This is a genomic window from Cryobacterium sp. TMB3-10 (assembly GCF_004402305.1).
GTDB classification, from domain to species: domain Bacteria; phylum Actinomycetota; class Actinomycetes; order Actinomycetales; family Microbacteriaceae; genus Cryobacterium; species Cryobacterium zongtaii.
The window spans coordinates 264552-288198 of record NZ_SOGH01000031.1 but is presented as its reverse complement, the minus strand read 5'-3'; the positions used below and the strand labels follow the sequence as shown (position 1 = coordinate 288198).

Sequence of the window (23647 nt, the reverse complement as noted above, 5' to 3'; positions counted from 1 at the left end):
TCGTCCCCTCTGGAAGGCCCATCCAATGGGGGATTTGAGAACACCATGCTGACTCCGCAAGCGGCCATTAAGTCTGTTTTCCGCAACTACGCCACCCTGGCCGGGCGGGCTCCGCGCAGCGAATTCTGGTGGTTCGCCCTGTTCCAGGCCGTGCTGTTCACCGTCGTGGTCCTGCTCGGCGGTCTCGGCATCGGCATCGGCACACCCGAGCGCGGCGAGATGCCCGTGTCGATGGGTATCGCCATTGGCGTCACCCTGCTCCTGAGCCTGGGTCTCGCCATCCCGAACATCACGGTGTATGTGCGTCGCCTGCACGACGGCGATTTCTCCGGTTGGCTCTACTTCCTGGCCTGCATCCCGTACGCCGGTGTTCTGGTCGTGCTCATCTTCGCCCTGCTGCCCAGCCAGCCGGCCGGCGTCCGATTCGACGCCGTCGAAAACACCGGCAGCGCCACGCCGGCGTGGAACCCGAGCAAGACGCTCTCCTGACGTCGGCCGCACAGGCCACGCCCGAGCTGCGGCGCTAGAGTCGCCCCATGAATGACAACGACGACTACGACGGCCGCCCGGTCGGCTTCATGGGCAAACTCCGAAACTTCAAGGGGCTCACCTGGGTGTTGATCCTCTCCCTGGTCGCCATCACCGTCGGAGCCACGACCCTGCTGTTCCTCTTTCAGTAGACCGGCTACCGGTAGCCTGAGCGTGGGGGCGCACGGCCTCCGTCGGCCTGCGCCGACTTCTTGAAGCCGACGAAAGAGACCCCCATGCTGACACCCGCCGCGGCGATTGCCTCCGTTTTCCGCAAGTACGCCGACTTCACCGGCCGGGCGCCGCGCAGCGAATACTGGTGGTTCGGGCTGATCCTCTGGGTCGTCTTCGTGGCGCTTTCGCTGCTGCAGCTGATCCCGACAGGCACCGACCGCAACGGGTACCCCTCGCACAACTTCGAGCTCGTCTTCATGCTGGTGGCCCCGATCGTCGCGATCGGCGTGCTGCTGCCCAGCCTCGCGGTGCTCGTGCGGCGGTTGCACGATGCGAACTTCTCCGGCTGGTTCGCCCTGCTGGCCCTGGTCCCGCTCGTGGGAGCCGTCGTTGTGCTGGTCTTCACGCTGCTGCCCAGCAACTCCGTCGGCGCCCGGTTCGACCGACAGCCCAGCGTTCCCGGTCTCTCCTTCCAGGGCTCGGGCCTGCGCTAATTCGCTGGGCTCGGGGTTCGGCTCGACCTGATCGGGCAGTCCGTCGCCGCATCGCCCGACAACGCCGCACTGCGGATGCATCTGGCCGGCCTGCTCCTGGATGCCGGCCGTGCCGCGGAGGCGCGGGTGCACCTCGCGGAGGTGCGCCGGCTCGACCCCGCCGACGCCGCGTTGCCCGCCCTCGAGGAGCGTGCCGCTGCCAGCGGCGACGCGTTCGACTGGGCGGATGCGGAGGCCCAGATCGGCGACATGGCGCGGCCCGCCTTCGTACAGAACAGCTCGTCTGACAGCCCGGCCGCAGCTGCCGGCGCGAGCGTGTCGGAGGAGCCGGAGACCTAATCCGCACCCGTGCCGCCGACGGCACCCGAGGCGGCGCGGCGATAGCACTGGTCCTACAGGGCATCGTGGCCCTCGCTGCGGTCGGCGCTGTCCTCGTGGGGCATCCGCTGCTGCTGGCGCCGGCGATCTTCGTGATCCCGTTCGCCGGCTGGATCTTCCAGCAGTCGATGTTCCCCATGGTCGAGGCGGGCGAGAAGGCGTTCGGCCTGCCGGCCGACCTGGACTGAACTGCGCGTCGGCGCCACCGCGCGGCGCGCGGGCTGATGCCCTGCTAGGGTGAGCCACGCGATCGCCTCGTCCGAGGCACAGCGCGACATCCTGGGGGATTCACAATGCTCACTCCGAAAGCGGCCATCGTGTCGGTTTTCCGCAACTACGCCACCTTCGCCGGACGGGCCACACGCAGCGAGTACTGGTGGTTCCAGCTCTTTCAGGTCGTGGTAGTTCTGGTGATCTTTGCCGTCGGGTTCCTCCCCGTGATCATCAACCCGCCGCCGTTCGAGGAACCGAAACCCACCGCCATCGTCGGCGGCCTTCTCATCCTGGTGTTCGGCCTGGGCGTGATCATCCCCAACATCTCGGTCTTCGTGCGACGGCTGCACGACAGCGATTTCTCCGGCTGGTTCTACTTCCTCACCGTCATCCCCGGCTTCGGCCCCCTGGTGGCCCTGGTTTTCGCCCTACTCCCGAGCAAGCCGGCCGGCGCCCGGTTCGACCCCGTCGAGAAGCTGGGCTCCAAAACCCCGGCCTGGCAGCCCACGCAGACCCTGTCCTGAGCCCGGCCCCGGTCAACGGATGCGGTGAACGGCGCGGCCATGATCAACGGAGACGTCTCCTTCTGGTGGAACCAGATCGGCCGGCCGGCGCCGCGGCCGCCGCTGCCCGGTTCCACCCGCGCCGACGTGTGCATCGTCGGCGCCGGGTACACCGGCCTGTGGGCCGCCTACTACCTCAAGAAGGCTGCCCCGCAGCTGCGCATCGTGATCCTCGAGCAGCGTTTCGCCGGCTACGGCGCGTCCGGCCGGAACGGCGGCTGGCTGACCAACTCGGTCACCGGTGGGTGCGAACAGTACCTGCGGAGCCACGGCCGTGACGCGGTCGCCGGTTTCCAGGCCGCCATGAACGACACCGTCGACGAGGTGATCAGGGTCGCCGCGGTCGAGGGCATCGACGCGGACATCGTCAAGGGCGGCGAGTTCACCGTCGCCTACGACAGGCCGCAACAGCGACGCCTCGAGGCCGCGGTGCGGGCCGAGCAGGCCTGGCCGCACACGGGTGTCGAGCTACTGAGCGCCGAGGCCGCCACGGCGCGCATCAATGTCGCCGGCAGCACCGGCGCGATGTGGCACCCGCACTGCGCGCGCATCCAGCCGGCCAAGCTGGTCGCCGGGCTCACCCGCGCCGTCCTGGCGCTGGGCGTGGAGATCTACGACGACAGCCGGGTGAGCGAGATCACCCCGCAGACCGCCCGCACCCAACACGGCACCGTGCAGGCCGAGTTCATCGTGCGCGCCACCGAGGGCTTCACCGCGGGCCTGGCCGGACTGCACAGGGCCTGGCTGCCGATGAACTCCTCGTTGATCGTCACCGAACCGCTGCCCGCCGCCGTCTGGGCCGGCATCGGCTGGGACGACCGGGCCACCCTGGGCGACATGGCGCACGCTTACATGTATGCCCAGCGCACAGCGGATGACCGCATCGCCATCGGCGGCCGTGGGGTGCCGTACCGGTTCGGCTCCCAGACCGACTCCGACGGCCAGACCCCGGCGAGCACCATCGAGGCGCTCACCGGCATCCTGCACAGGTTCTTCCCCGGCACCGCGGATGCGGCCATTGAGCATGCCTGGAGCGGCGTGCTGGGCGTTCCCCGCGACTGGGCCGCGACGGTGGGCCTGGACCGGCAGACCGGTCTGGCCTGGGCGGGCGGCTACGTGGGCACCGGCGTGGCGACCACCAACCTGGCCGGCCGCACGCTCACCGACCTGATCCTCGGCCGCGAGAGCGCCCTGACGGCGCTGCCGTGGGTGAACCACCGGGTGCGCAACTGGGAGCCGGAGCCGCTGCGCTGGCTGGCCGTGACCGCCCTGTACCAGGCCTACACGCACGCCGACCGGGCCGAGCTCACCCGCCGCCGCAGCACCTCGCCCCTGGCGACCCTCGCCGACCGGGTCTCCGGCCGCGGCCACTAGCTCGGCATCCGCCCGCTGCCCGCGCCGCCGAACCCTCGATTCGGGCGCCGTCCTGTGGTGTACTCGTGGAATGAGCGTTGCTGAGCAGAGCGTGACCGAGGCCTACAGGCTGGCCACCATTGCCGCGGCGTCGGCCGCGGTGACGGTGCGGACGGCGGAACCGCGCGACCTCGACAGCATCATCGGCCTCTTCGAACGCACCTGGGGGGTAGGCCGCAGCCCCGACCGGGCGATGCTGCTCGCGCTCGACTTCGCGGGAAACCCGGTGCTGCTGGCCACCCAGCACGGCAAGCCGGTCGGCGCGACGCTCGGGTTCCTGGGCTGGACCGACGGGGTGCACCTGCACTCGCACATGGCCGCGGTGGTGCCGTGGCACCGGGGCGGCGGCGTGGGCTACGCCCTCAAACTCTTTCAGCGTGCACTGTGCCTGGAGCAGGGCATCACCGAGATGCGCTGGACCTTCGACCCGCTGATCCGCCGCAACGCGCACTTCAACCTGGTCAAGCTCGGGGCCGAGGTGACCGGGTTCCTACCCGATTTCTACGGCCGGCTCGACGACGTCATCTCGGGCAGCGACCGCAGCGACAGGTTCGAGGTGCGCTGGAGTCTGGACTCCCCGAGGGTGCTGCACGCGCTCGCCGGCGGACCCGTCCGGGACTGGACCGCCGTGACCAGCTGGCCGCTCGACGTGGATTTCGAGCAGCTGCGGGCCGACGACCCTGTCAGCGCCGCCCGACGCCGGGAGGACTCCAGGCTGGTCTTCGCCGAGGCGCTCGGCCGCGAACTCCGCCCAGAGCTCACAGCGGACAACGACTACGTCTTCACCACCGACGCCAGCGACCCGCTCGGCTAGGGTCCGGCCGCCGGGGGAGTCGGCGGTCAGGAACCGTCAACGGCCGAGGTCGGCGCCCGGGTCGAAGTCTTGCGGTGCCCGGCCGGTGATCCGGCGTTCGAACCAGTACAGGAGTTCGGGGCGCAGCCGGTTGAGCTCGGTGAGGGTCATCGGGTCCGGCACACGCACCACGGGGGCGCCCAGCTCGTCCACGACCGTGTCCATCGCGCCGCGAGAATAGAACTGTCCGCGCATCCGCACCAGGAGTTGACCGTCGGCGCCGGTCACGAAAAGCTGCGGGTGCGTGTCGATCGCGCCGCTCTGGTACAGCTCGAGAACCACGACACTGGCGACCTGCTCCACCGGAAAACTTGTCACCTGGCCGAAGAAGCCCCGCTCGGAGATGCCGGTGTCGTCGACCCAGACGCAGGTGCGCAGAAAACCGACGATGCCGACGGCGGCCCCGAGCATCACCAACAGCTGCACGATGAGGACCGGAATCCACTCCCCGAGGGGGATGGTGAGCCAGTATAGGACGGCGAAAACGGGGGCGAAGAAGGCCAGTATCGAGAGGGTCGTCTGACGCAGCAGATGCCCGTGGGGTCGCAGCACTTGCACACGCAAGGCCGTACCCGTGATTTTGCCCACCCTCGTATCCCCTCCCCCCGGTGTACTACAGAGTATGCCCCATGCCCCGGCATCCCAGTAGACACCGTTCGGGGGGTACGCGCGATAGGGCAGGGCGAAAATCTCGTGCGCACGGGGTCGCCCAAGGGTCGTAGAGTGACACAGTGAACTCGCGGGCGAAAACGGGGCCGGGCCTCGGCCGGCCGAGATTCCGCCTGCACCCCGCCCAGGCGGTGGCCGCGGGTTTCGCCCTCACGATCCTGCTCGGCACCGGACTGCTCTCATTGCCGATCGCCAAGGTCGGCCCCGGCGGGGCGTCGTTCGCGGAGGCGATCTTCACGGCCACCTCCGCGGTTTGTGTCACCGGGCTCACCGTGGTCGACACCGAAACCTTCTGGACCCCGTTCGGCCAGGTCGTGATCCTGGTCCTGATCCAGATCGGCGGATTCGGCGTGATGACCTTCGCGTCGGTTATCGGGCTGGCCGTGGTGCGACGGTTGTCGTTGCGCTCCCGCGTCACCGCCGCATCCGAGGTGCGCAGTGTGGGCCTCGAGGACGTCAAGGGCCTGGTGCTCGGTGTCGTCACCATCTCGCTGATCGTGGAGGGTGTCGTAGCGGTGCTGCTCAGCCTGCGGTTCCTGTTCGGCTACGGCGAGCCGCTCGGCCGGGCGATCTGGTTCGGGGTGTTCCACGCGGTGTCCTCGTTCAACAACGCCGGCTTCGCGCTGTTCAGTGACAACCTGATCAGCTACGCCGTCGACCCGTTCATCTGCCTACCGATCGCGGCGGCCGTGATCCTGGGCGGGCTGGGCTTCCCGGTGATCGTGCAACTGCGGAAGCACCTGCGGTCGCCGCTCCTGTGGAGCATGAACACCCGCATCGTGCTCGCCGGCACCATCACCCTGCTCGTGGCCGGCACGGTGTACATCACCGCCGTCGAATGGTCCAACCCGGCCACGCTCGGCCCGATGGACTGGCCGGCGAAGATCCTGGTCGGCTTCTTCCAGTCTGTGCAGACCCGCACCGCCGGGTTCAACAGCGTGGACATCGGGGCGATGGACTCCGCCAGCCTGCTCGGCATGGATGTGCTGATGTTCATCGGTGGCGGCCCGGCCGGCACCGCCGGTGGCATCAAGATCACCACCTTCGCGGTGCTGTACTTCATCCTCGTCGCCGAGATCCGCGGCGACGGTGTGGTGAACGTGTTCGGCAAGCGGCTGTCCAGGGCCGTGCACCGACAGGCCATCTCGGTGGTGCTCCTGGCCGTGTTCGTGGTCGTCGCGTCGACGGCCGTTCTGATGGTGCTCACCGACCTCACCCTCGACGTGCTGCTGTTCGAGGCGATCTCGGCGTTCGGCACCGTCGGGTTGTCCACCGGCATCACGGCGAATCTGCCGCCGGCCGGTCAGGCCATCCTGATCATGCTGATGTTCATCGGCCGGCTCGGGCCGATCACCTTCGCCTCCGCCCTCGCCCTGCGCGAGCACCCGGTAACGTACGAACTCCCGAAAGAGAGGCCCATCATTGGCTAAGTTCAGGTCGTCATCGTATTCCCTGTTCGGCCAGCGGCAGACCGCCCGCCTGGCCGAGGAGGACTCCGTGGTGGTCATCGGCCTCGGCCGATTCGGCAGCGCCCTCGCGCTGGAACTGATGGACAGCGGCACCGAGGTGCTCGGCATCGATGGCGACGAGGAGATCGTGCAGGCGCACAACCGGCTGCTCACCCACGTGGTCCGGGCCGACTCCACGAAGGAGGAGACCCTGCGGCAGCTGTCGGTGCCGGAGTTCAGCAGCGTGGTGGTCGCCATCGGCAGCGACATCCAGGCGAACATCCTCACGGCGTCGCTGCTGATCAAGATGGGCATCCCCAACATCTGGGCGAAGGCGGTGAGCGAACCGCACGGCGAGATCCTGCGCCAGCTGGGGGTCAAACACGTGATCTCCCCGGAGAAAGACATGGGCAAGCGCGTCGCGCACCTGGTGCGCGGGGTGATGCAGGACTACATCGACATCGGTGAGGACTTCGCCCTGGTGAAGACCGCCCCGCCCCAGGAGATCCTCGGCAAACCGCTGAGCGAGACCAGGGTGCGCACGGTGCACGGGATCACCGTCACCGCGTTCCACCGGGCCGGCCAGGGCTGGAGCTACGCCACCATGGAGACCGTGATTCTCGCGGGCGACATCATCCTGGTCGCCGGGCAGACCGAGCGCGTCGAATCGTTCAGCCGGCTGCCGTGACGGGTCCCGTCGAGTTTCTCACCGGCACCGCGCTCGGCACCCGGGTCGTGGTGCGCACCCGCATCGCCGGCGGCTACACGGATGCCCTCGGCTACCTGCGCTCCTGCGACACCACGCACTGCACAGTGGAGACCAAGCGCGGCACGCTGACGCTGGCGCTCGCCGAGGTCGTCGCCGCCAAAGAGGTGCCGCCGCCCCCGCCACCCCGCCCCCGCCGCCACGTCGGCGAGTAGCCCCGCCCGACAACTGTTGCCCGTGCGGAGAAGCCCGCTTCGGCAACAGTTGTTGCCGGGGCGTGAACTGGGCGCGGCCCGCGGACGGGTTGCGGCTCAACCGGGCGGCAGGGCCCCCGCCCGGCGCCGCAATGCCGCGCGCAGCCGCTCATCGCCGGCCAGCTCCACCGCCCGGTCGTACGCGGCGCGGGCATCCGCCACCCGCCCGGCCTCGGCGCACAGGTGCGCCCGGGTGGCCCAGAACGGCTGGAACGACGCCGTGTCCGGGCGGTCCCGGGCCACCGCGTTGAGCACGTCGAGCCCGGCCGTCGGCCCGTCCACCTCGCCGATGACCGCGGCCAGCGCCACCCGGGCGCCCGCGGTGGGGGAGAGGCGCACCAGAGCGGTGTGCAGGGTCTTCAGCGCCGCCCAGTCCGTCACCCCCGAGCGCGCCCGGTCGCAGTGCGCCGACTGGATCGCCGCCTCCAGCTGGAACCGGCCGATCCGGCCCAACGGCTGGGCGCGCCGCAGATAGCGCTCCCCGCGCTCGATGAGGGCGGTGTCCCACAGAGCCGGGTCCTGGTCGTCGAGGGCGACGAGCTCACCCGTGCCGCTCATCCGGGCCGGCAGCCGCGCGATCGAGAGAGCCATCAGGGCGGCCAGGCCGAGCACCTCCGGTTCCTCGGGCAGCAGCGCGGCGAGGGTCTCGGCCAGGTACAGTGCTTCGCCGGCCAACGAGTCCGGCACGGCACGGGCATCCGGCTCGGCGCTGGCCCAGTCGATCGCGTAGGCGCCATAGACAGCCTCGAGCACGGCGGGCAACCGCTGGGGCAGGTCGGTGAGCGACGGCAGCACGAACGGGATGCGCGTGGCGCGGATGCGCCGCTTGGCCCGCACCAGCCGCTGCGCCATGGTCTGCTCCGGCACGGCGTATGCGGCGGCGATGTCGGCCGCGGTCAGGCCGAGCACGGTGTGCAGCATCAACGGGGTGCGCACGGCCGGGTCGATGGCCGGGTGCGCGCACACGCAGAGCAGCTCGATGCGCTTGTCGGGAATCGCCTCGGTGTCGAGGGACTCGAGCGCATCAATCCCCACCGTGCCGGCGCTGCCGACCCAGGCGTCCGGCCGCGTGCGCCCGGGTCCGTTCACTGTCGATCGGGCGCCGTCCCGCGCGGTGCCGTCGAGCGCGCCCTCCGCCAGCGGAGTACTCAGCCGCACCGCCGCGGATTTCCACAGGTCCCTGAGCCGATTGCGGGCCACGGTGAGCAACCATCCCTCCGGATTGTCGGGAACACCATCGCGCGGCCAGGTGATGAGCGCACGCTCGAAGGCGTCCGAGAGCGCGTCTTCGGCGGCCGCGATGTCGCCGGTGGGCGCGGCCAGCACGGCGAGCAGGCGCCCATAGGAGGCGCGGGCGGCCAATTCCGCCCGCGCCAGGGCGGTCACGCTACCTGGTGCCATTCGCCGTCGGTGAACACGATCGCCGACGGGCGCACCTCGATCGCCCCGTACTGGGCGGCGGGGCATTTCCCGGCCCAGTCGAGGGCGGCGTCGAGGTCGGGCACCTCGATCACGAAGGTGCCGTTCAGACGTTCCTTGGTGTCGGCGAACGGGCCGTCCTGAATCTGCAGGGCGCCATCCCGCAGCGACACCGTCGTCGAGGCCGACACGGGCTGCAGGATGTCGGCGGACACGAGCACGCCCGCCGCGTCGAGGGCCTTTCCGTAGGCGTCGAACGCCGCCCGGCCCCATTCCATGTCCTCTTCGGTGATTCCGGCGTCCCCGGACTCCTGGCTGATGACGAGAAGCGAATATTGCATGAGCTGTCCTTTCACGCGTTACGGATACTGACACCCCTATGACGACTGAACCAGTCCCCAATCGACATCGGCCCCGCAACTGTTGCCCGTGCGGACAAGTGCGCCCGGCGCACCGGGACCATTTGTCCGCTTCGGCAACAGTTGCTGCCGGCGCGCGGCTCAGGCGGACGGAACCGCAACGGTCGCGGGCGCCGCGTCACGCCCGACCCGGCCCACCAGCAGCAGGCCGCCCACCGCAAGCAGCGCCGAGAGCGTGAACGAGGCCGTGTAGGTGGCGGTGCCGCCCAGCGGCGCGAAGGCCACGAACACCACGGCCGTGGCCGCCAGGGCCAGCGCCGCGCCGATGGAGTCGGCGATCAGTAGCGCGGAGGAATTGAAGCCCTGCTGCTGGGGCGCCGACAGCCGCAGCACCCGGCCGCTCTGCCGCGGCACAAGGGTGCCCATGCCGGCCCCGGCAACGGCCCAGCCGGCGATGGCGACGGCGGGCGCCAGGCCCAGGGCGCTGGTCAGCGCCGACGCGGCGATCGCCACCAGCAGCAACGCGCTGCCCAGCAGCATGCTGCCCGCATCGCTGAGCACCGTGGCATACCGCCCCTGCAACCAGGACGCCAGCGCCCAGGTGACCCCCGCGCAACTCAACGCCAGCCCGGCCAACACGGGGGAGAGCCGGTACTCGCCGGTGAGCAACGCCGGCAGGTACACCTCGGTGGAGAGGAACGCCCCCGACACCAACCCGCGGATCGTCATCACCACGGGCAGTCCACGCCGGCCGCTGAGCGTCCCGGCCGGCAGCAGCGGACGCAGCGCCACCCCGGCCAGCACGAACGCGGCGCCGGTGCCCACCCACAGCAGCGCGCCGGGCAGCTGCGCCGCCATAGACGCGCAAAGCACCGCCGCCGCCGCACCCAGCGACCACAGCGTTCGCGACAGCCGCCACGGTTCCCGCACACCGACCGGCCGCTCCCGCTCCGCCGCCGCGATCGCAACCAGCCCGGGCCGCAGCATCCCCATCGCCGCCACCACCAGCACCACTACGCCGAGGAACACCCACCGCCAGCTGGTGTACTCGGCCACCAGACCCGCAATGAACGGCCCGATCAGCGACGGCACCACCCAGGCGCCGGCGAAGGCGCCGAAGATCGCCGGATGCATCCGCTGCGGATACACCCGTGCGACGACCACGTACAGCGACACGCTCAGCGCCCCGCCACCGAGGCCGTGCACCAGGCGTCCCACAATGAGGGCGGGCATGGATGCGGCGGTGCCGGCGATCACCAGGCCCACCACGAACAGAACCACGGCGGTCAGCACCACGGGCACCGGCCCCGAGCGGTCCGCCCAGTTGCCCGCGGCCACCATGCCCACTACGCCCACGGCGAGCGGACCGGAGAACGCCAGGGCGTACAACGAGTCGCCGTCCAGCGCCGCACTGATGATGGGCATGACCGTGGTCACGGCCAAGGCCTCGAACGCGGCCAGGAAGATCAGCGCGAGGATCCCGACGGTGACCCAGACGTGCTCCCGGCCGAAGATCGAGGCCGGGCGCAGGGGGACCGAAGGCGGCGAGGAGGGGAGGGGCACGAGAGCGATAGTAAGACCTCAACCGTGGTTGAGGTCAACCCGAGCGGATGCGGCCACAACGACAGCCGGCAGCAGCCCGCCGCACACCCGCCGAACCGTTCCGGCCCGCACTGGCTGTTGCTTCGGCGACAGTTGGGCGTTAAAAACGGAAACGCCCGCTCGAAAGCGGGCGTTTCACTGGCGGAGAATGGGGGATTCGAACCCCCGAGGGCTTTCACCCAACACGCTTTCCAAGCGTGCGCCATAGGCCACTAGGCGAATTCTCCTGAGCCGGCCGAATCGTGAAGACAACGACCAGGGAAAATCTTACCTGCTTCCGGGGGCCCCGAGTGACACGTCACCAAACCGCCGGTTTTGGGCCCGGGGCCCGGACGCCCTAAACTGGCAATGGCTCCTCGCGTGGCGCTATCTCAGCCAACTCCCCCAGGACGGAAACGTAGCAAGGGTAACTGGGCTCTGGTGGGTGCGCGAGGAGTTTTACTTTGCCCGGATGCTGCCCGGATGCGCCCCCGAGTGCGCCCCGGATGCGAACCGGTCAGCCTAGCCCTATCGCCGGCGAGCAAAGGGGACCAACGTCCCCCCGGAGCAGGAATCGTCGCTCCTAGACTTGAACGGCGCCTGTGGCGCCCATAGAGCACTTGGAGTCCGTGATGGTACATTCGTCCAACGCCACCTCATTCACCTGGCCCAGCCGCCTGCCGCACGCGTTGAGCGCCGAAGCTCTCGCCAGCGTCGACGCGTGGTGGCGAGCCTCGAACTACCTCTCGGTCGGGCAGATCTACCTGCTCGACAACCCGCTGCTGCGGGAGCCGCTTCAGAAAGAGCACATCAAACCGCGGCTGCTCGGCCACTGGGGAACCACCCCCGGCCTCAACTTCCTCTACGCGCACCTGAACCGGGTCATCCGCGAACGCGAGATCAGCACCCTCTACATCACCGGCCCCGGCCACGGCGGGCCCGGCATGGTCGCCAACGCCTACCTCGACGGCACCTACTCCGAGGTCTACTCGAGCATCGACCAGTCCGAAGACGGCATCAAGGGCCTGTTCCGCCAGTTCTCCTTCCCCGGCGGCATCCCCAGCCACGCCTCACCCGAGACCCCCGGCTCGATCCACGAGGGCGGTGAGCTCGGCTACGCGCTCAGCCACGCCTACGGCGCCGCGTTCGACAACCCCGACCTGCTCGTGGCCGCCGTCGTCGGTGACGGCGAGGCCGAAACCGGCCCGCTGGCCACCAGCTGGCACTCCAACAAGTTCGTCGACCCGCTGCAGGATGGCGTCGTGCTGCCGATCCTGCACCTCAACGGCTACAAGATCGCCAACCCCACCATCCTGGCCCGCATCCCCGAGAGCGAACTGCTCGAACTCATGCGCGGCTACGGCCACAACCCGCACATCGTCTCCGGCGGTTTCGACGGCGAAGACCCCCTCGCCGTGCACCAGCGCATGGCGCAGACCATGGACGAGGTGCTCAACGAAATCGCCTCGATCAAGCGCGCCGCCCTCGCCGGCGACACCAGCCGGCCGCGCTGGCCGATGATCATCCTGCGCACCCCCAAGGGCTGGACCTGCCCGCCCGTCATCGACGGCGTGCAGGTGGAAGACTCCTGGCGTTCGCACCAGGTGCCGCTCGTCAACGCCCGCGACACCCAGTCGCACACCGACGTGCTCGAATCCTGGCTGCGTTCGTACCGTCCGGAGGAACTCTTCGACGACGCCGGCGCCCCCGCCGCCAACATCACCGCGCTCGCCCCGCACGGCGACCTGCGCATGAGCGCCAACCCCGTCGCCAACGGCGGGCTGCTGCGCCGCGAGCTCAAGCTGCCCAACTTCCGCGACTACGCGGTGGAGGTGCCGACCCCCGGCGCCACCGTCGACGAGGCCACCAAGGTGCTCGGCATCTGGATGGCCGACGTCATCCGCCAGAACCCGGACAACTTCCGTATCTTCGGACCCGACGAGACCGCATCCAACCGGCTCGCACCATCCGTCTACGCCGCCACCGACAAGCAGTGGAACGGCGAATACCTGCCCGAAGACACCAACCTTGCCCGCGCGGGCCGGGTCATGGAGATGCTCAGCGAGCACCAGTGCCAGGGCTGGCTCGAGGGCTACCTGCTCACCGGCCGGCACGGCGTCTTCAACTGCTACGAAGCATTTATCCACATCATCGACTCGATGTTCAACCAGCACGCCAAGTGGCTCAAGGTCACCCGCGAGATCCCGTGGCGCCGCTCCATCTCGAGCCTGAACTACCTGCTTTCCTCGCACGTCTGGCGCCAGGACCACAACGGATTCAGCCACCAGGACCCCGGTTTCATCGACCACGTCGTGAACAAGAGCGCCGACGTCGTGCGGGTGTACCTGCCCTTCGACGCCAACACCCTGCTGTCGATCTACGACCACTGCCTGCGCAGCGTCGACTACGTCAACGTGGTCGTCGCCGGCAAGCAGCCGGCGCCGAACTGGCTCACCATGGATCAGGCCGTCGCGCACTGCGAGCGGGGCCTGGGCATCTTCGAGTGGGCCGGTACCGAGATTCCCGGCACCGAACCCGACGTGGTGCTCGCCGCCGCCGGCGAGGTGCCCACCCTCGAGGTGCTCGCCGCCGCCAAGATCCTGCGCGAGGCCATGCCCGACCTCAGCGTGCGCGTGGTCAACGTGGTCGACCTGATGCGCCTGCAGAGCGAGGACGACCACCCGCACGGCCTGAGCGACCGGGAGTTCGACGCCTACTTCACCGCGAACAAGCCCATCGTGTTCGCCTACCACGGCTACCCGTGGCTGATCCACCGGCTCACCTACAAGCGCCACGGCCATGGCAACCTGCACGCCCGCGGGTACAAGGAGAACGGGACGACGACGACGCCGTTCGACATGGTCATGCTCAACGACCTCGACCGGTACCACCTGGTGATGGATGTCATCGACCGGGTGCCCGGACTCGGAGCCCGTGCCGGACTGCTTCGCCAGCAGATGCAGGATGCCCGCCTGCGTGCCCGGCAGTACACCCGCGATCACGGAGAAGACATTCCCGAGGTCACCGACTGGGTGTGGGCTGGGAACGATGTCGCGGCAGCCGCTGCGCGCGCACTAGATACCACCGGCGGGGATAACGTATAACCGTGGCTCGAAGCATTTACATCACCTCCGCCGAGGGAAATACCGGCAAATCTACTATCGCCCTGGGTGTTCTTGACACCCTGTTGCACTCCATCGAGCGGGTGGGTGTCTTCCGTCCGATCGCTCGCTCCAAGCACAAGCCCGACTATGTGCTGGAACTCCTGCTCAATCACCTGCAGGCCCGCAAGCCCGTCGGTACCCACTCCGTCGCGCAGCCGGCGCTCAGTTACGACGAGTGCGTCGGCGTCACCTACGACGACGTGCACGCCGACCCGGATGCCGCGCTGGCGCGCATCGTGGCCCGTTACAAGGCCGTCGAAGCGCAGTGTGACGCCGTCGTGGTCATCGGCAGCGACTTCACCGACGTCGGAAGCCCGACCGAACTGGCCTACAACGCCCGCATCGCCGCGAACCTCGGCGTGCCGGTGTTGCTCGTGCTGGCCGGCCGGGTGGCCTTCGGTCAGGGCGAGGGGCTCAACCAGAGCGACCAGCTCGGCCAGAGCGAACCGCGCACCAGTGACGACATCCGCCAGCTCACCGATGTGGCCCTGACCGAACTCGCGTCAGAGCACGTCTCGCTGCTGGGCGTCGTGGTCAACCGCGCCGACCCCGCCAACCTCAACGGCCTCATCGCCGCGGTGCGCGAGGGCGTCGACAACACCCCGGCCACCGCGGATGCGCTGCACGCCGCCGTTGTGCCCGTCTGGGCCATCCCCGAGGACGCGTTCCTCGTGGCCCCGAGCATGAAGACCATCCTCGAAGCCACCCACGGCACCCTGGTGCAGGGTGACCCGGAGCTGCTTTCCCGTGAGGCGCTCAGCGTCGTCGTGGCCGCCATGTCGATGGTCAACGTGCTGCCCCGCCTGGCCGAGGGCGCTGTCGTCGTCATCCCCAGCGACCGCCCCGAGGTGCTCCTCGCCGCCCTGATGGCCAACTCGTCCGCGACCTTCCCGTCGCTGGCCGGCGTGGTTCTCGTCGGCGGTTTCGCGCTGCCCGAGTCGATCGAGCAGCTCATGAAGGGCCTCGCCCCGTCGGTGCCGATCATCCGCACCGACCTGGCCTCCTACGAGGCGGCCCTCCGTATCACCCACACCCGCGGCCGCCTGGCCGCCGACTCGCAGCGCAAGCACGACACCGCCCTGGCGTTGTTCGAGCAGCACGTCGACGGTGCCGCCCTGCTCGACCGGCTCAAGGTGAGCCGCGCCGACGTGGTCACCCCGCTGATGTTCGAGTACACCCTGCTCGAGCGTGCCCGGCAGAACCGCATGCGCATCGTGCTGCCCGAGGGCGACGACGACCGCGTGCTGCGCGCCGCCGCCACCCTGCTGGCCCGCGATGTGGCCGACCTGATCATTCTCGGCGAAGAGTTCGAGGTGCGCTCGCGCGCCATCGGCCTGGGCCTGGACATCGCCAAGGCGCAGGTCGTCAGCCCGTTCGACGACGTGCTGCGGATGCGTTTCGCCGAGGAATACGCGCGCCTGCGCTCCCACAAGGGCGTCACCATCGACCAGGCCCGCGACGTCGTCACCGACGTCTCGTACTTCGGCACGATGATGGTGCAGCTCGGCCTGGCCGACGGCATGGTCTCCGGCGCATCGCACACCACCGCGCACACCATCCGGCCCAGCTTCGAGATCATCAAGACCCGCCCCGGTGTGTCCGTGGTCTCCAGCGTGTTCCTGATGGCCCTGGCCGACCGGGTCCTCGTCTACGGCGACTGCGCGGTCAACCCCGACCCCACCGCCGCCCAGCTGGCCGACATCGCCATCTCGGCGTCGGAGACGGCCATCGAGTTCGGCATCGAGCCGCGCATCGCGATGCTGTCGTACTCCACCGGCGTCTCCGGCAACGGAGCGGACGTCGAAAAGGTGCGAGAGGCCACCGCGATCGTTCGCGAACGCCGCCCCGACCTCGCCGTCGAAGGCCCGATCCAGTACGACGCCGCAGCGGATGCCGCCGTGGCCGCCGCCAAGATGCCGGATTCGGACGTGGCCGGCAAGGCCACCGTCTTCATCTTCCCCGACCTCAACACCGGCAACAACACCTACAAGGCGGTGCAGCGCAGCGCTGGCGCCGTGGCGATCGGCCCCGTCCTGCAGGGCCTACGCAAACCCATCAACGACCTTTCCAGAGGAGCCCTCGTGCAGGACATCGTGAACACCGTGGCGATCACCGCCATTCAGGCCGCATCTCTCGCAGCGGTGGTGGCAGCCGTATGACCGCCATCCTCGTCATCAACTCAGGTTCGTCCTCGTTCAAGTACCAGCTGATCGACATCGACACCGAGACCGAACTGGCCGGCGGACTCGTCGAGCGCATCGGTGAGGCCAGCGGACACGCCCGGCACACCAACACCGCCTCGGAGGCCGGCCGCCAGGAAGCGAACCTGCCGATCCCCGACCACACCGCCGGTTTCGACGTCATGATCGCCGCGTTCGCCGAGCATGGCCCGCAGCTGTCCGACGCCAACCTCATCGCCGTGGGCCACCGCGTCGTTCAGGGCGGGGCCATCTTCACCGGCCCCACCGTGATCGACGACGCCGTTCAGCAGCAGATCAGCGACCTCGCCGACCTCGCCCCGCTGCACAACCCCGCCCACGTGCAGGCCATCGTCGCCGCCCGCATCAACTTCCCCGACGTGCCGCACGTGGCCGTCTTCGACACCTCGTTCCACCTCACCATGGCGCCGGCCGCGTACACCTACGCGATCAACACCGAGCTGGCCGCCAAGCACGACATCCGTCGTTACGGTTTCCACGGCACGTCGCACAAGTTCGTCTCAGAGGCCGCTGCCGAGTTCCTCGGCCGTCCCCTGAGCGAGCTGAAGACCATCGTGCTGCACCTCGGCAACGGTGCGTCCGCTACCGCCGTCGACGGCGGCAAGTCGATCGACACCTCGATGGGCCTCACCCCGTTGCAGGGCCTGGTCATGGGCACCCGCTCCGGCGACATCGACCCCGCCGTGCTGTTCCACCTGCACCGCAAGGCCGGCCTGTCGATCGAAGAGCTCGACACCCTGCTCAACAAGAAGAGCGGCATGCTCGGTCTCACCGGCAACGGTGACATGCGCGACGTCGAAGACGCGGCCGTGGCCGGCGACGCCGTGGCCCAGGCCGCGCTCGACGTCTACTACCACCGCATCCGGGGCTACGTGGGCAATTACATGGCCCAGCTCGGCGGCCTCGACGTGATCGTCTTCACCGCCGGTGTCGGCGAGAACTCCGGCATCATCCGCGAGGGCGCCCTGCGCGGCCTCGAGGGCCTCGGCATCGAGATCGACCCGGCGAAGAACGACCCGTTCTCGCGCGTCGCCCGTGTTGTGTCGACGGATGCGTCTCGCGTCACCGTGCTCGTCATCCCCACCAACGAGGAGCTCGAGATCGCCCGCGAAACCCGCGCGGTCATCTAACTCTTCGGCCGCTGGACGAGCTCGGCCGCTGGTCGAGCTCGTCCAGACCTAAAGGCGGAGATTCACCCGACACGCCGCACCGCTACCACGCAGCGCGGCGTGTCCCGAGAATCTCCGCCTTTGCTGTCGGTCTACGCCGAGCAACGGATGCCGACGGGCCGACCGCGAGTAGAATTCCGGCGTGCGCACACTCCTCAACCTGATCTGGCTCGTCCTCTCCGGCTTCTGGCTGTTCCTCGGCTATGTCGCCGCCGGCATTGTGCTCTGCATCCTGATCATCACGATTCCGTGGGGCATCGCGTCGTTCCGCATCGCCGGTTATGCGCTCTGGCCGTTCGGCCGCACCGTCGTCGCCAAGCCGTCGAGCGGAGCCTTCTCGTTCCTCGGCAACGTGATCTGGGTGATCCTGGCCGGCTGGTGGCTCGCCCTGGCCCACATCGTGTCGGGCATCGCACTCTGCATCACCATCATCGGCATCCCGCTGGGCATCGCCGACTTCAAGATGGTGCCGATCTCCCTCGCGCCGCTCGGCAAGGAAATCGTGCCCATCGGCGGCGGCGCGTTCGACCAGGCCCGGGCCCAGCGCACCCCGGCCTAGCCGAACCACCCCGGCGGGCCAGCGCAAGCCGCGCGTCCGGAGGCACCGGACCGCCGTGCCCGGTGGGCGATTTTCCGATTCGGCGTGACGTTTGACGACCCGCCACCGTCCTACCCATAGCGGTGCCCGCCATCCAGGACAGGGCAGCGAGAGCCCTAAGGGGAAATGGACATGGGAAAGCTCATCTCCGGCGCCACCGAGGTCGATTTCGAGGACCGCGCGCTGGTGCACTTGCAGAGCGTCATCGGCTCCAAGCTTCGCCGCGGCGAGAGCTTCGCCCTCTTCTGGAGCGACCCGGCCGCGCCAGACGAGGCGCAGCCCAGTCTGTGGCTGCACCCCGGCATCCCGCTGTATTTCAAGTTCACCGGGACCACGACCCCCGGGCTCAACCGGGCCTGGATAGAGGTGCTCGCGACGTCGGCCGACAGTGCAGACGGGTTGCTGTTGAGCAGCGAACCGCGTGGTCAGGATGCCGACCAGAATCACACCGACTGACCAGGCCGGAGTGAGATTTCTTCACGCTGGAGCATGACAGGTGCGGGGTTCGGACCGTCTTAGAAGCAGCAGAGCATGTCAGGCGGATGCCCGACAGGATCTCCCACCGCACCCCGCACCATCCTTCAGAGGAGAACATCATGACGTCAGCACCCAACGACCCGCGCCCCATGACACCCAACGACCAGCGCCCCACGGCACCCAACGACCAGCGCCCCACGGCCCCCCACGACTCGCGTCCCACGGCACCCGACCCCGTCGAACCCGTCGCATCGCCGGCGACCTCGGGCACCACCATCCGCCAGGAAGTCGTCGCCAAGCAGAAGGCGCAGTTCGGCGGCATGAAGTTCGGCACGGCCTTCTTCGGCTGGCTCACCGCCACCGGCGCAGCCGTGCTCCTCACCGCGCTGGTAGCCGGTGCCGGCGCAGCCGTCGGCCTCGGAAACCAGGCCGACCCCGCTCAGACGGCGGATGCCGCGGCCGAGAACGCCTCGACCGTCGGCCTGATCGGTGCCATCGCCCTGGCCGTCGTCGTCTTCGTGTCCTACTTCTGCGGAGGCTATGTCGCCGGCCGAATGGCGCGGTTCAGTGGCGCAAAGCAGGGCATCGCCGTGTGGCTGTGGGCTCTGATCGTGGCCGTGGTTCTGGCCATTGTGGCCGCTATCGCGGGAAGCCAGTTCAATGTGCTCGCCAACCTCAACAGCTTCCCGCGGATCCCGGTCCAGGAGGGCGACCTGGCCCTGGGCAGTATCCTCACGGCCGTTGCGATCGCCATCGTCAGCCTCGGCGGCGCGATGCTCGGCGGCCTCGCCGGCATGCGGTTCCACCACAGGGTCGACAAGGTCGGCCTCGGCAAGTGAGCGGAACCCGCTCACACTGAGCTGATTCGCCCACCCTGGCGAGAGTGAAGGGCCCCGGTGACACAGTCCCGGGGCCCTTTGGTCTGCCGGCCGGTAAGGCGGCATCGGCTCTTACTTGGTCTTCGGCGCGGCCTTCGCCGGGCCGAACGACACGTCCACCTCGGCCATCTCCATGTCGGCGGTGGCTTGGATCAGCTCCATCAGAGCCGGATCCAACCCGGGGGCGAACTCCTCCATCCTTTCGCCGGCGATCACCGACGGCACACCCTCAGGAGCCTGTTCGTCGGCGACCAGGTTCGTGCCGTCCTTGGAGGGGGACATGCCCTGGAAGATCTTGCCCGCCTCCGACTGGCCGGCGAGGTCGAAGGTGTACTGCTTGCTGTGCAGGTTGAGGTCGAGCAGCTTCTTCACCTCGGGGAACTTCTCCGCGTTGGTCTTCGGGATCGGCAGCAGAGTGTTCCAGTGCACACCCAGGGTCTCGAGCGCCTTGGCGTACGCGTTCTCGTGAGCCTGGTCCCGCACGATGAGGTAAGCGATGGTGGAGCGTGCAGTCTTGTTCGCGGTCATCTCGTAGATGCGGCACTTCTGCAGTCGGCCGGTGGACTCCAACATCAGGTTGTAGAGCAGGTCGAGCACCAGGTTGCCGGAGTTGTACACGTAGCTGCCGCTCCACGGGTTGCCCACGGCGTCCACCGGCAGCGCACCCTGCGCACCCACCAGGTAGTGGTGGATGTTGCCCTGGTCGAGGGCGATCTCCAGCGGGATCGCTCCGCCCGAGCCGGCCTTGTCCAGCGGGTCGGTGACCTTGCCCTGGTAGCGCGGCGAGCCGTCCACCAGACGGGAGATGGTGGTGCCGATCAGTTCCACGTGGCTGATCTCTTCGGTGCCGATGCCCTGAATCAGGTCGCGGTACGGCTTCGCCGCGGGCCCACGGAAGTTCATCGACTGGAACAAGTACTGCATCATGGTGCGCATCTCGCCGAACTGGCCGCCGAGGCCCTCCTGCAGTGCGTTGGCCGCTGCCGGATCCGGCTCGTCCTGCGCGATGTCGTGGATGAGTCGTTGCACGTGGAAATACATAATTGTCCTTTCCTGGGACGTGGTGGATCAACGGTCGGATGCGGATGGTGTCGGGATCAGCTCTTGGTGTCGTGGCGTTCCGCGCTGTCCTCGCGCAGGCGCCGCCCCGCAATGATGTCGGCACGTTCCTTCTCGGCGGTTTTGTCGCTCTTGCGGGTGTCCCGCGGTGGCAGCTGAATGTCTTCCTCCGCCTTGATACCCGCCTGCAGTTGGCGGGTCCGCTCGAGTTCGGCGTCGAACTCGGCGCCGAACAGCAGGGCAAGGTTGGCGATCCAGAGCCAGAGCAGGAACACCACGACACCGGCGAGCGAGCCGTAGGTGCGGTCGTAGTTGGAGAAGTTGGTGACGTAGAGACCGAACAGGAACGACGCGATCACCAGGGCCACCAACGCCAGCAGCGCGCCCAAGCTGATCCAACGGAATTTCGGCTGCTTGGCGTTCGGGGTGGCGTAGTAGAGGATTGCGATGATCAGCACAGCGGCCAGAGCCAGGATCGGCCACTTGAGGATGGACCACACTATCTGCACGGTTTCGCCGAGGCCCAGGGCACTGCTGACGGCATCGGTGACGGGCCCCGACACGATCAGGACCACGACCATGATGAGGATCAGCAGGATGGTGACGATGGTCACCACCAGCTGCATCGGGCGCAGCTTCCAGAACGGCCGGCCCTCCTCGATCTCGTAGATCCGGTTCATGGCCCGGCTGAACGCGCCGACGTAGCCGGATGCCGACCAGATGGCCAGCACGATGCCGAAGACCAGGGCGAACCCGGCGGCCGGTGACGAGCTGAACTGTTCGAGCGGTTCGCGCAGTACGTCGGCCGTGCCGCCGGGGGCGACCTCGTTGACGAGGTCGAGGATGGTGTCGGTGGACCGCTCGCCCTGACCGAACACGCCCAGCAGAGAGATCAACGCGATCAGCGCCGGGAACAACGCCAGCACCGCGTAGTACGTCAGCGACGCGGCGATGTCGGTGCATTGGTCGGCGGTGAATTCGCGCATGGTCTTGCGCATCGCGTACTTCCAGGACGGCTTCTTCACCTCGCCCGGCGAATCCGGCTTGCGTGGATCGTCGGGCGAGGGAGCGCTGTTCCTCTTGCTACGGGCGTCGTTGCGGGCCACCGGTACTACTCCTCGTGATCATCTAGCGGTTGGTGCGGGTGACTCCGTCAGCCGACGGTGCCCTGCCCGGCGTGCTTGGCGGTGTCGCGCACCTCGTCAGCGGACGACCCCGTCTCGGACTTGACGGTGTCGGCGGCATCCGTGGCCGTGCCCTTGACAGCATCGGCGGCGTCGGCGAGGGGCTGCTTGAGGTTCTCGCCCATCTGCTTCGCCGCGTCGGTGACCTCCTGGGTCAGTGGCTCAGCGGCCTCCTTCACGTTCGCCGCGACCTTCTTCTCGACGGTGCTGGCGGGCAGGAGAGACGACGCGAGCCAACCCACGCCGAATGCGATGAGACCCACCGCCAGCGGGTTGCCCTTGACCTGGGAGGCCGCGTCGTGAGCGGCGCCCGATACGTTACCGGTCGCTCCGCTCACCGAACCGCCCAGGTCGGAAGCGGTGCCCATGACCTTGTCCTTGGCCGAGCTGAACACGCCCCGCACCTTGTCCTTCTGGCGGTCCATGATCTTGCTGGGCGTTACCTTGTCGGCAAGGGCGTCGACATCGGCGCCGAGGCCCCGTCGGGTGTCTTCGATTTGGCTCCGAAGAACCTCGGGGTCGGTGCTGGATTCGTCATAGGTGCTCATCGGTTTTCCTCATTTCGTTTTAGTGCGTCAGGAATCTGCTTCAGGGAATCGACTGTCTTGGGCGCTCCCGTGATGGTCTTCATCTCTTTGCGCCCGCGCGAGTAGAGCACGGCGGCCACGATGCCCCAGACGACGGCAACGATCACGGCCGCCCAGGCGATGTCGATGACGTGTCCGAGCCCCCACCAGGCCGCGAACGACAGGAACAACACCGTCAGGTGGGCGGCATAGCCGGCTCCGCCGAGCAGTCCGGCTCCTTTGCCGGCGCGAGTGGCCGACTGCCGTAACTCGGCCTTGGCCAGTTCGACCTCCTGGCGCATGAGAGTAGACACGTCGCGTGTCACCTCACTGAGCAGATCGCCCAGCGAGGTCTCTTCGGCCTTGCGTTCAGAAGGCGTGGGCATGTCAGTCATTGCGGTTCTCCGTGTAATTCGGGTACTCCGCCGTGAGCGGGGTGCCTACGCCGGTGGCGGTGCCGGTGGGCGTGGTGGGGGTGTCGAAGGCCGTGTCGATTCCGGTGGTGGCGCCGGTGCCGAACTCGGTTCCGACGCCGGTGGGCGCGGTGGCCGGGGTACTGCTGCCCGTCGAGGCGGTCTCGGAGGAGTCCTTGGCCTCGGCGATGACCGAGCGGGTCAGGCGACCGGCCACTACACCGGCGACGGCGGCGATGCCGATGAACATGCCGGGGCTGCGCCGGGCGTAGCCCTTGACCTCGTCGAGGAGGGCGCCCGGGTCGCGCTGGTCGAGCCAGTCGGCGATTCCGGCAGCACGCGAGGCGGCCTGGTGGGCGATATCGCTGGCTACACCCTGAGTATCGGACTTATCGGCCATCGCACCCAGCTCGTCGCCCAGGGAACGGAGACCGGCGGCGACCCGCTTCTGTTGTGCGGCCGCCTGGTCGGCGAGTTCGCCCTGCGTCTGGCGATAGAGGTCCTTGGCTTGCTGCTTGGTCTCGCTGCCGACCTTGTGCAACTCGTCCTTGGCGACGCCGGCGACGTGCTGGCCAGCGGCGACCGAGGTGTCCTTCACCTCGGTGGCGCGTTCTTTGGCATCGGGGCCGGCTCCGCTGTCGGACGCCGTGCTGGTGTCCAGGTCGGGGTTTCCCGGGACGGATGCTGGGTATGTATTCGACATGACTCTCCTAGATAGATCGGGGTGTGCACGACGCCCGGCATCGACGTCAGTGTCGTGTTCGGGAATATCCTTTGTCTTGCGAGCCGCGATTACAAGCACTCTGAGAGAACCCGCGAAATTAAGTTTTTTCCGTGACGAATCGCTGATTTTGCCGTCTATTTAAGG

At 68.4% G+C, this 23647-nt stretch carries 26 protein-coding genes, 1 tRNA gene and 1 other RNA gene; 18 read left to right on the top strand and 10 right to left on the bottom strand.

Annotated elements, in window-relative coordinates:
• Window positions 1–45 precede the first annotated feature (45 nt).
• From E3T22_RS17440 to E3T22_RS17415, 8 genes are all read left to right on the top strand, one after another.
• Window positions 46–489 (top strand): DUF805 domain-containing protein, encoded by a 444-nt coding sequence (locus E3T22_RS17440; RefSeq protein ID WP_134481089.1) that lies wholly within the window; start codon window positions 46–48, stop codon window positions 487–489.
• Window positions 490–536: 47 nt separating this feature from the next.
• Window positions 537–680: a hypothetical protein gene (locus tag E3T22_RS19165; protein ID WP_166788890.1), complete on the top strand. Its 144-nt coding sequence runs from the start codon at window positions 537–539 to the stop codon at window positions 678–680.
• 84 nt (window positions 681–764) lie between these two features.
• Window positions 765–1196 (top strand): DUF805 domain-containing protein, encoded by a 432-nt coding sequence (locus E3T22_RS17435; protein WP_134481090.1) that lies wholly within the window; start codon window positions 765–767, stop codon window positions 1194–1196.
• A gap of 27 nt (window positions 1197–1223) precedes the next feature.
• Complete coding sequence (locus E3T22_RS17430; RefSeq protein ID WP_370449240.1) at window positions 1224–1535, top strand: tetratricopeptide repeat protein; 312 nt, start codon at window positions 1224–1226, stop codon at window positions 1533–1535.
• A gap of 65 nt (window positions 1536–1600) precedes the next feature.
• The gene (locus tag E3T22_RS19160) at window positions 1601–1762 is read left to right on the top strand and encodes a hypothetical protein (RefSeq protein ID WP_166788891.1); all 162 of its coding nucleotides are present in this window, start codon (window positions 1601–1603) and stop codon (window positions 1760–1762) included.
• Between the two features lie 105 nt (window positions 1763–1867).
• Window positions 1868–2311 carry a DUF805 domain-containing protein gene (locus tag E3T22_RS17425; protein WP_134481092.1) on the top strand — a complete coding sequence of 148 codons (444 nt, stop codon included), beginning with the start codon at window positions 1868–1870 and terminating at the stop codon, window positions 2309–2311.
• A 39-nt stretch (window positions 2312–2350) separates the two neighbouring features.
• Window positions 2351–3724: an FAD-binding oxidoreductase gene (locus E3T22_RS17420; RefSeq protein ID WP_134481093.1), complete on the top strand. Its 1374-nt coding sequence runs from the start codon at window positions 2351–2353 to the stop codon at window positions 3722–3724.
• A 70-nt stretch (window positions 3725–3794) separates the two neighbouring features.
• Complete coding sequence (locus E3T22_RS17415) at window positions 3795–4577, top strand: GNAT family N-acetyltransferase (protein ID WP_134481094.1); 783 nt, start codon at window positions 3795–3797, stop codon at window positions 4575–4577.
• A 36-nt stretch (window positions 4578–4613) separates the two neighbouring features.
• Here the strand turns inward: E3T22_RS17415 and E3T22_RS17410 are convergent, their stop codons facing one another.
• A complete protein-coding gene (locus E3T22_RS17410; RefSeq protein ID WP_103459712.1) occupies window positions 4614–5168 on the bottom strand; it encodes a hypothetical protein in 555 nt (184 codons plus the stop codon).
• Between the two features lie 179 nt (window positions 5169–5347).
• Between E3T22_RS17410 and E3T22_RS17405 the strand changes: the two genes are divergently transcribed.
• The 3 genes from E3T22_RS17405 to E3T22_RS17395 are packed head-to-tail and all read left to right on the top strand — an operon-like array spanning window position 5348 to window position 7654.
• Window positions 5348–6715 (top strand): TrkH family potassium uptake protein, encoded by a 1368-nt coding sequence (locus E3T22_RS17405; protein WP_174776278.1) that lies wholly within the window; start codon window positions 5348–5350, stop codon window positions 6713–6715.
• Entirely contained in the window at window positions 6708–7421 is a 714-nt protein-coding gene (locus E3T22_RS17400; RefSeq protein WP_240632356.1) for a TrkA family potassium uptake protein, read from the top strand. Before E3T22_RS17405 ends, E3T22_RS17400 begins: the two co-directional genes overlap by 8 nt.
• Window positions 7418–7654 (top strand): ferrous iron transport protein A, encoded by a 237-nt coding sequence (locus E3T22_RS17395; RefSeq protein ID WP_088455122.1) that lies wholly within the window; start codon window positions 7418–7420, stop codon window positions 7652–7654. Before E3T22_RS17400 ends, E3T22_RS17395 begins: the two co-directional genes overlap by 4 nt.
• A 96-nt stretch (window positions 7655–7750) precedes the next feature.
• On the opposite strand, the gene E3T22_RS17390 is transcribed toward E3T22_RS17395, so the two are convergent.
• From E3T22_RS17390 to E3T22_RS17375, 4 genes are all read right to left on the bottom strand, one after another.
• Window positions 7751–9094 carry an RNA polymerase sigma factor gene (locus tag E3T22_RS17390; protein WP_134481095.1) on the bottom strand — a complete coding sequence of 448 codons (1344 nt, stop codon included), beginning with the start codon at window positions 9092–9094 and terminating at the stop codon, window positions 7751–7753.
• Window positions 9076–9453 carry a YciI family protein gene (locus tag E3T22_RS17385; RefSeq protein ID WP_088455124.1) on the bottom strand — a complete coding sequence of 126 codons (378 nt, stop codon included), beginning with the start codon at window positions 9451–9453 and terminating at the stop codon, window positions 9076–9078. The genes E3T22_RS17390 and E3T22_RS17385 overlap by 19 nt, the downstream gene beginning before the upstream one ends.
• 159 nt (window positions 9454–9612) lie before the next feature.
• Entirely contained in the window at window positions 9613–11034 is a 1422-nt protein-coding gene (locus E3T22_RS17380; protein ID WP_241983720.1) for an MFS transporter, read from the bottom strand.
• Between the two features lie 178 nt (window positions 11035–11212).
• Window positions 11213–11300: transfer RNA gene (locus E3T22_RS17375), tRNA-Ser, on the bottom strand.
• Window positions 11301–11420: 120 nt separating this feature from the next.
• Between E3T22_RS17375 and ffs the strand changes: the two genes are divergently transcribed.
• The 7 genes from ffs to E3T22_RS17335 all read left to right on the top strand — a co-directional run bounded on the left by ffs (window position 11421) and on the right by E3T22_RS17335 (window position 19518).
• Window positions 11421–11517, top strand: an RNA gene (gene ffs, locus E3T22_RS17370) — signal recognition particle sRNA small type.
• A gap of 167 nt (window positions 11518–11684) precedes the next feature.
• On the top strand, window positions 11685–14156 hold the full coding sequence (locus tag E3T22_RS17365) for a phosphoketolase (protein WP_134481096.1): 2472 nt from the start codon (window positions 11685–11687) through the stop codon (window positions 14154–14156).
• Window positions 14157–14158: 2 nt separating this feature from the next.
• A complete protein-coding gene (gene pta, locus E3T22_RS17360; protein WP_088455127.1) occupies window positions 14159–16375 on the top strand; it encodes a phosphate acetyltransferase in 2217 nt (738 codons plus the stop codon).
• Entirely contained in the window at window positions 16372–17565 is a 1194-nt protein-coding gene (locus tag E3T22_RS17355) for an acetate/propionate family kinase (protein WP_134481097.1), read from the top strand. Before pta ends, E3T22_RS17355 begins: the two co-directional genes overlap by 4 nt.
• A 181-nt stretch (window positions 17566–17746) precedes the next feature.
• A complete protein-coding gene (locus tag E3T22_RS17350) occupies window positions 17747–18163 on the top strand; it encodes a YccF domain-containing protein (RefSeq protein ID WP_134409197.1) in 417 nt (138 codons plus the stop codon).
• Window positions 18164–18334: 171 nt separating this feature from the next.
• Window positions 18335–18658 carry an ATP-dependent DNA ligase gene (locus E3T22_RS17345; RefSeq protein ID WP_088457841.1) on the top strand — a complete coding sequence of 108 codons (324 nt, stop codon included), beginning with the start codon at window positions 18335–18337 and terminating at the stop codon, window positions 18656–18658.
• Window positions 18659–18798: 140 nt separating this feature from the next.
• Window positions 18799–19518, top strand: coding sequence for a hypothetical protein (locus tag E3T22_RS17335; protein ID WP_166788949.1), 720 nt, complete (start codon window positions 18799–18801; stop codon window positions 19516–19518).
• Between the two features lie 111 nt (window positions 19519–19629).
• Here the strand turns inward: E3T22_RS17335 and E3T22_RS17330 are convergent, their stop codons facing one another.
• The 5 genes from E3T22_RS17330 to E3T22_RS19550 are packed head-to-tail and all read right to left on the bottom strand — an operon-like array spanning window position 19630 to window position 23482.
• Complete coding sequence (locus E3T22_RS17330; RefSeq protein WP_088455131.1) at window positions 19630–20598, bottom strand: manganese catalase family protein; 969 nt, start codon at window positions 20596–20598, stop codon at window positions 19630–19632.
• Between the two features lie 56 nt (window positions 20599–20654).
• Entirely contained in the window at window positions 20655–21722 is a 1068-nt protein-coding gene (locus E3T22_RS17325; protein WP_241980264.1) for a YihY/virulence factor BrkB family protein, read from the bottom strand.
• Between the two features lie 47 nt (window positions 21723–21769).
• Complete coding sequence (locus tag E3T22_RS17320; protein ID WP_088455132.1) at window positions 21770–22348, bottom strand: DUF3618 domain-containing protein; 579 nt, start codon at window positions 22346–22348, stop codon at window positions 21770–21772.
• On the bottom strand, window positions 22345–22761 hold the full coding sequence (locus tag E3T22_RS17315; RefSeq protein WP_103479822.1) for a phage holin family protein: 417 nt from the start codon (window positions 22759–22761) through the stop codon (window positions 22345–22347). Before E3T22_RS17315 ends, E3T22_RS17320 begins: the two co-directional genes overlap by 4 nt.
• Window positions 22754–23482 (bottom strand): hypothetical protein, encoded by a 729-nt coding sequence (locus tag E3T22_RS19550; RefSeq protein WP_088455134.1) that lies wholly within the window; start codon window positions 23480–23482, stop codon window positions 22754–22756. Before E3T22_RS19550 ends, E3T22_RS17315 begins: the two co-directional genes overlap by 8 nt.
• Window positions 23483–23647 lie beyond the last annotated feature (165 nt).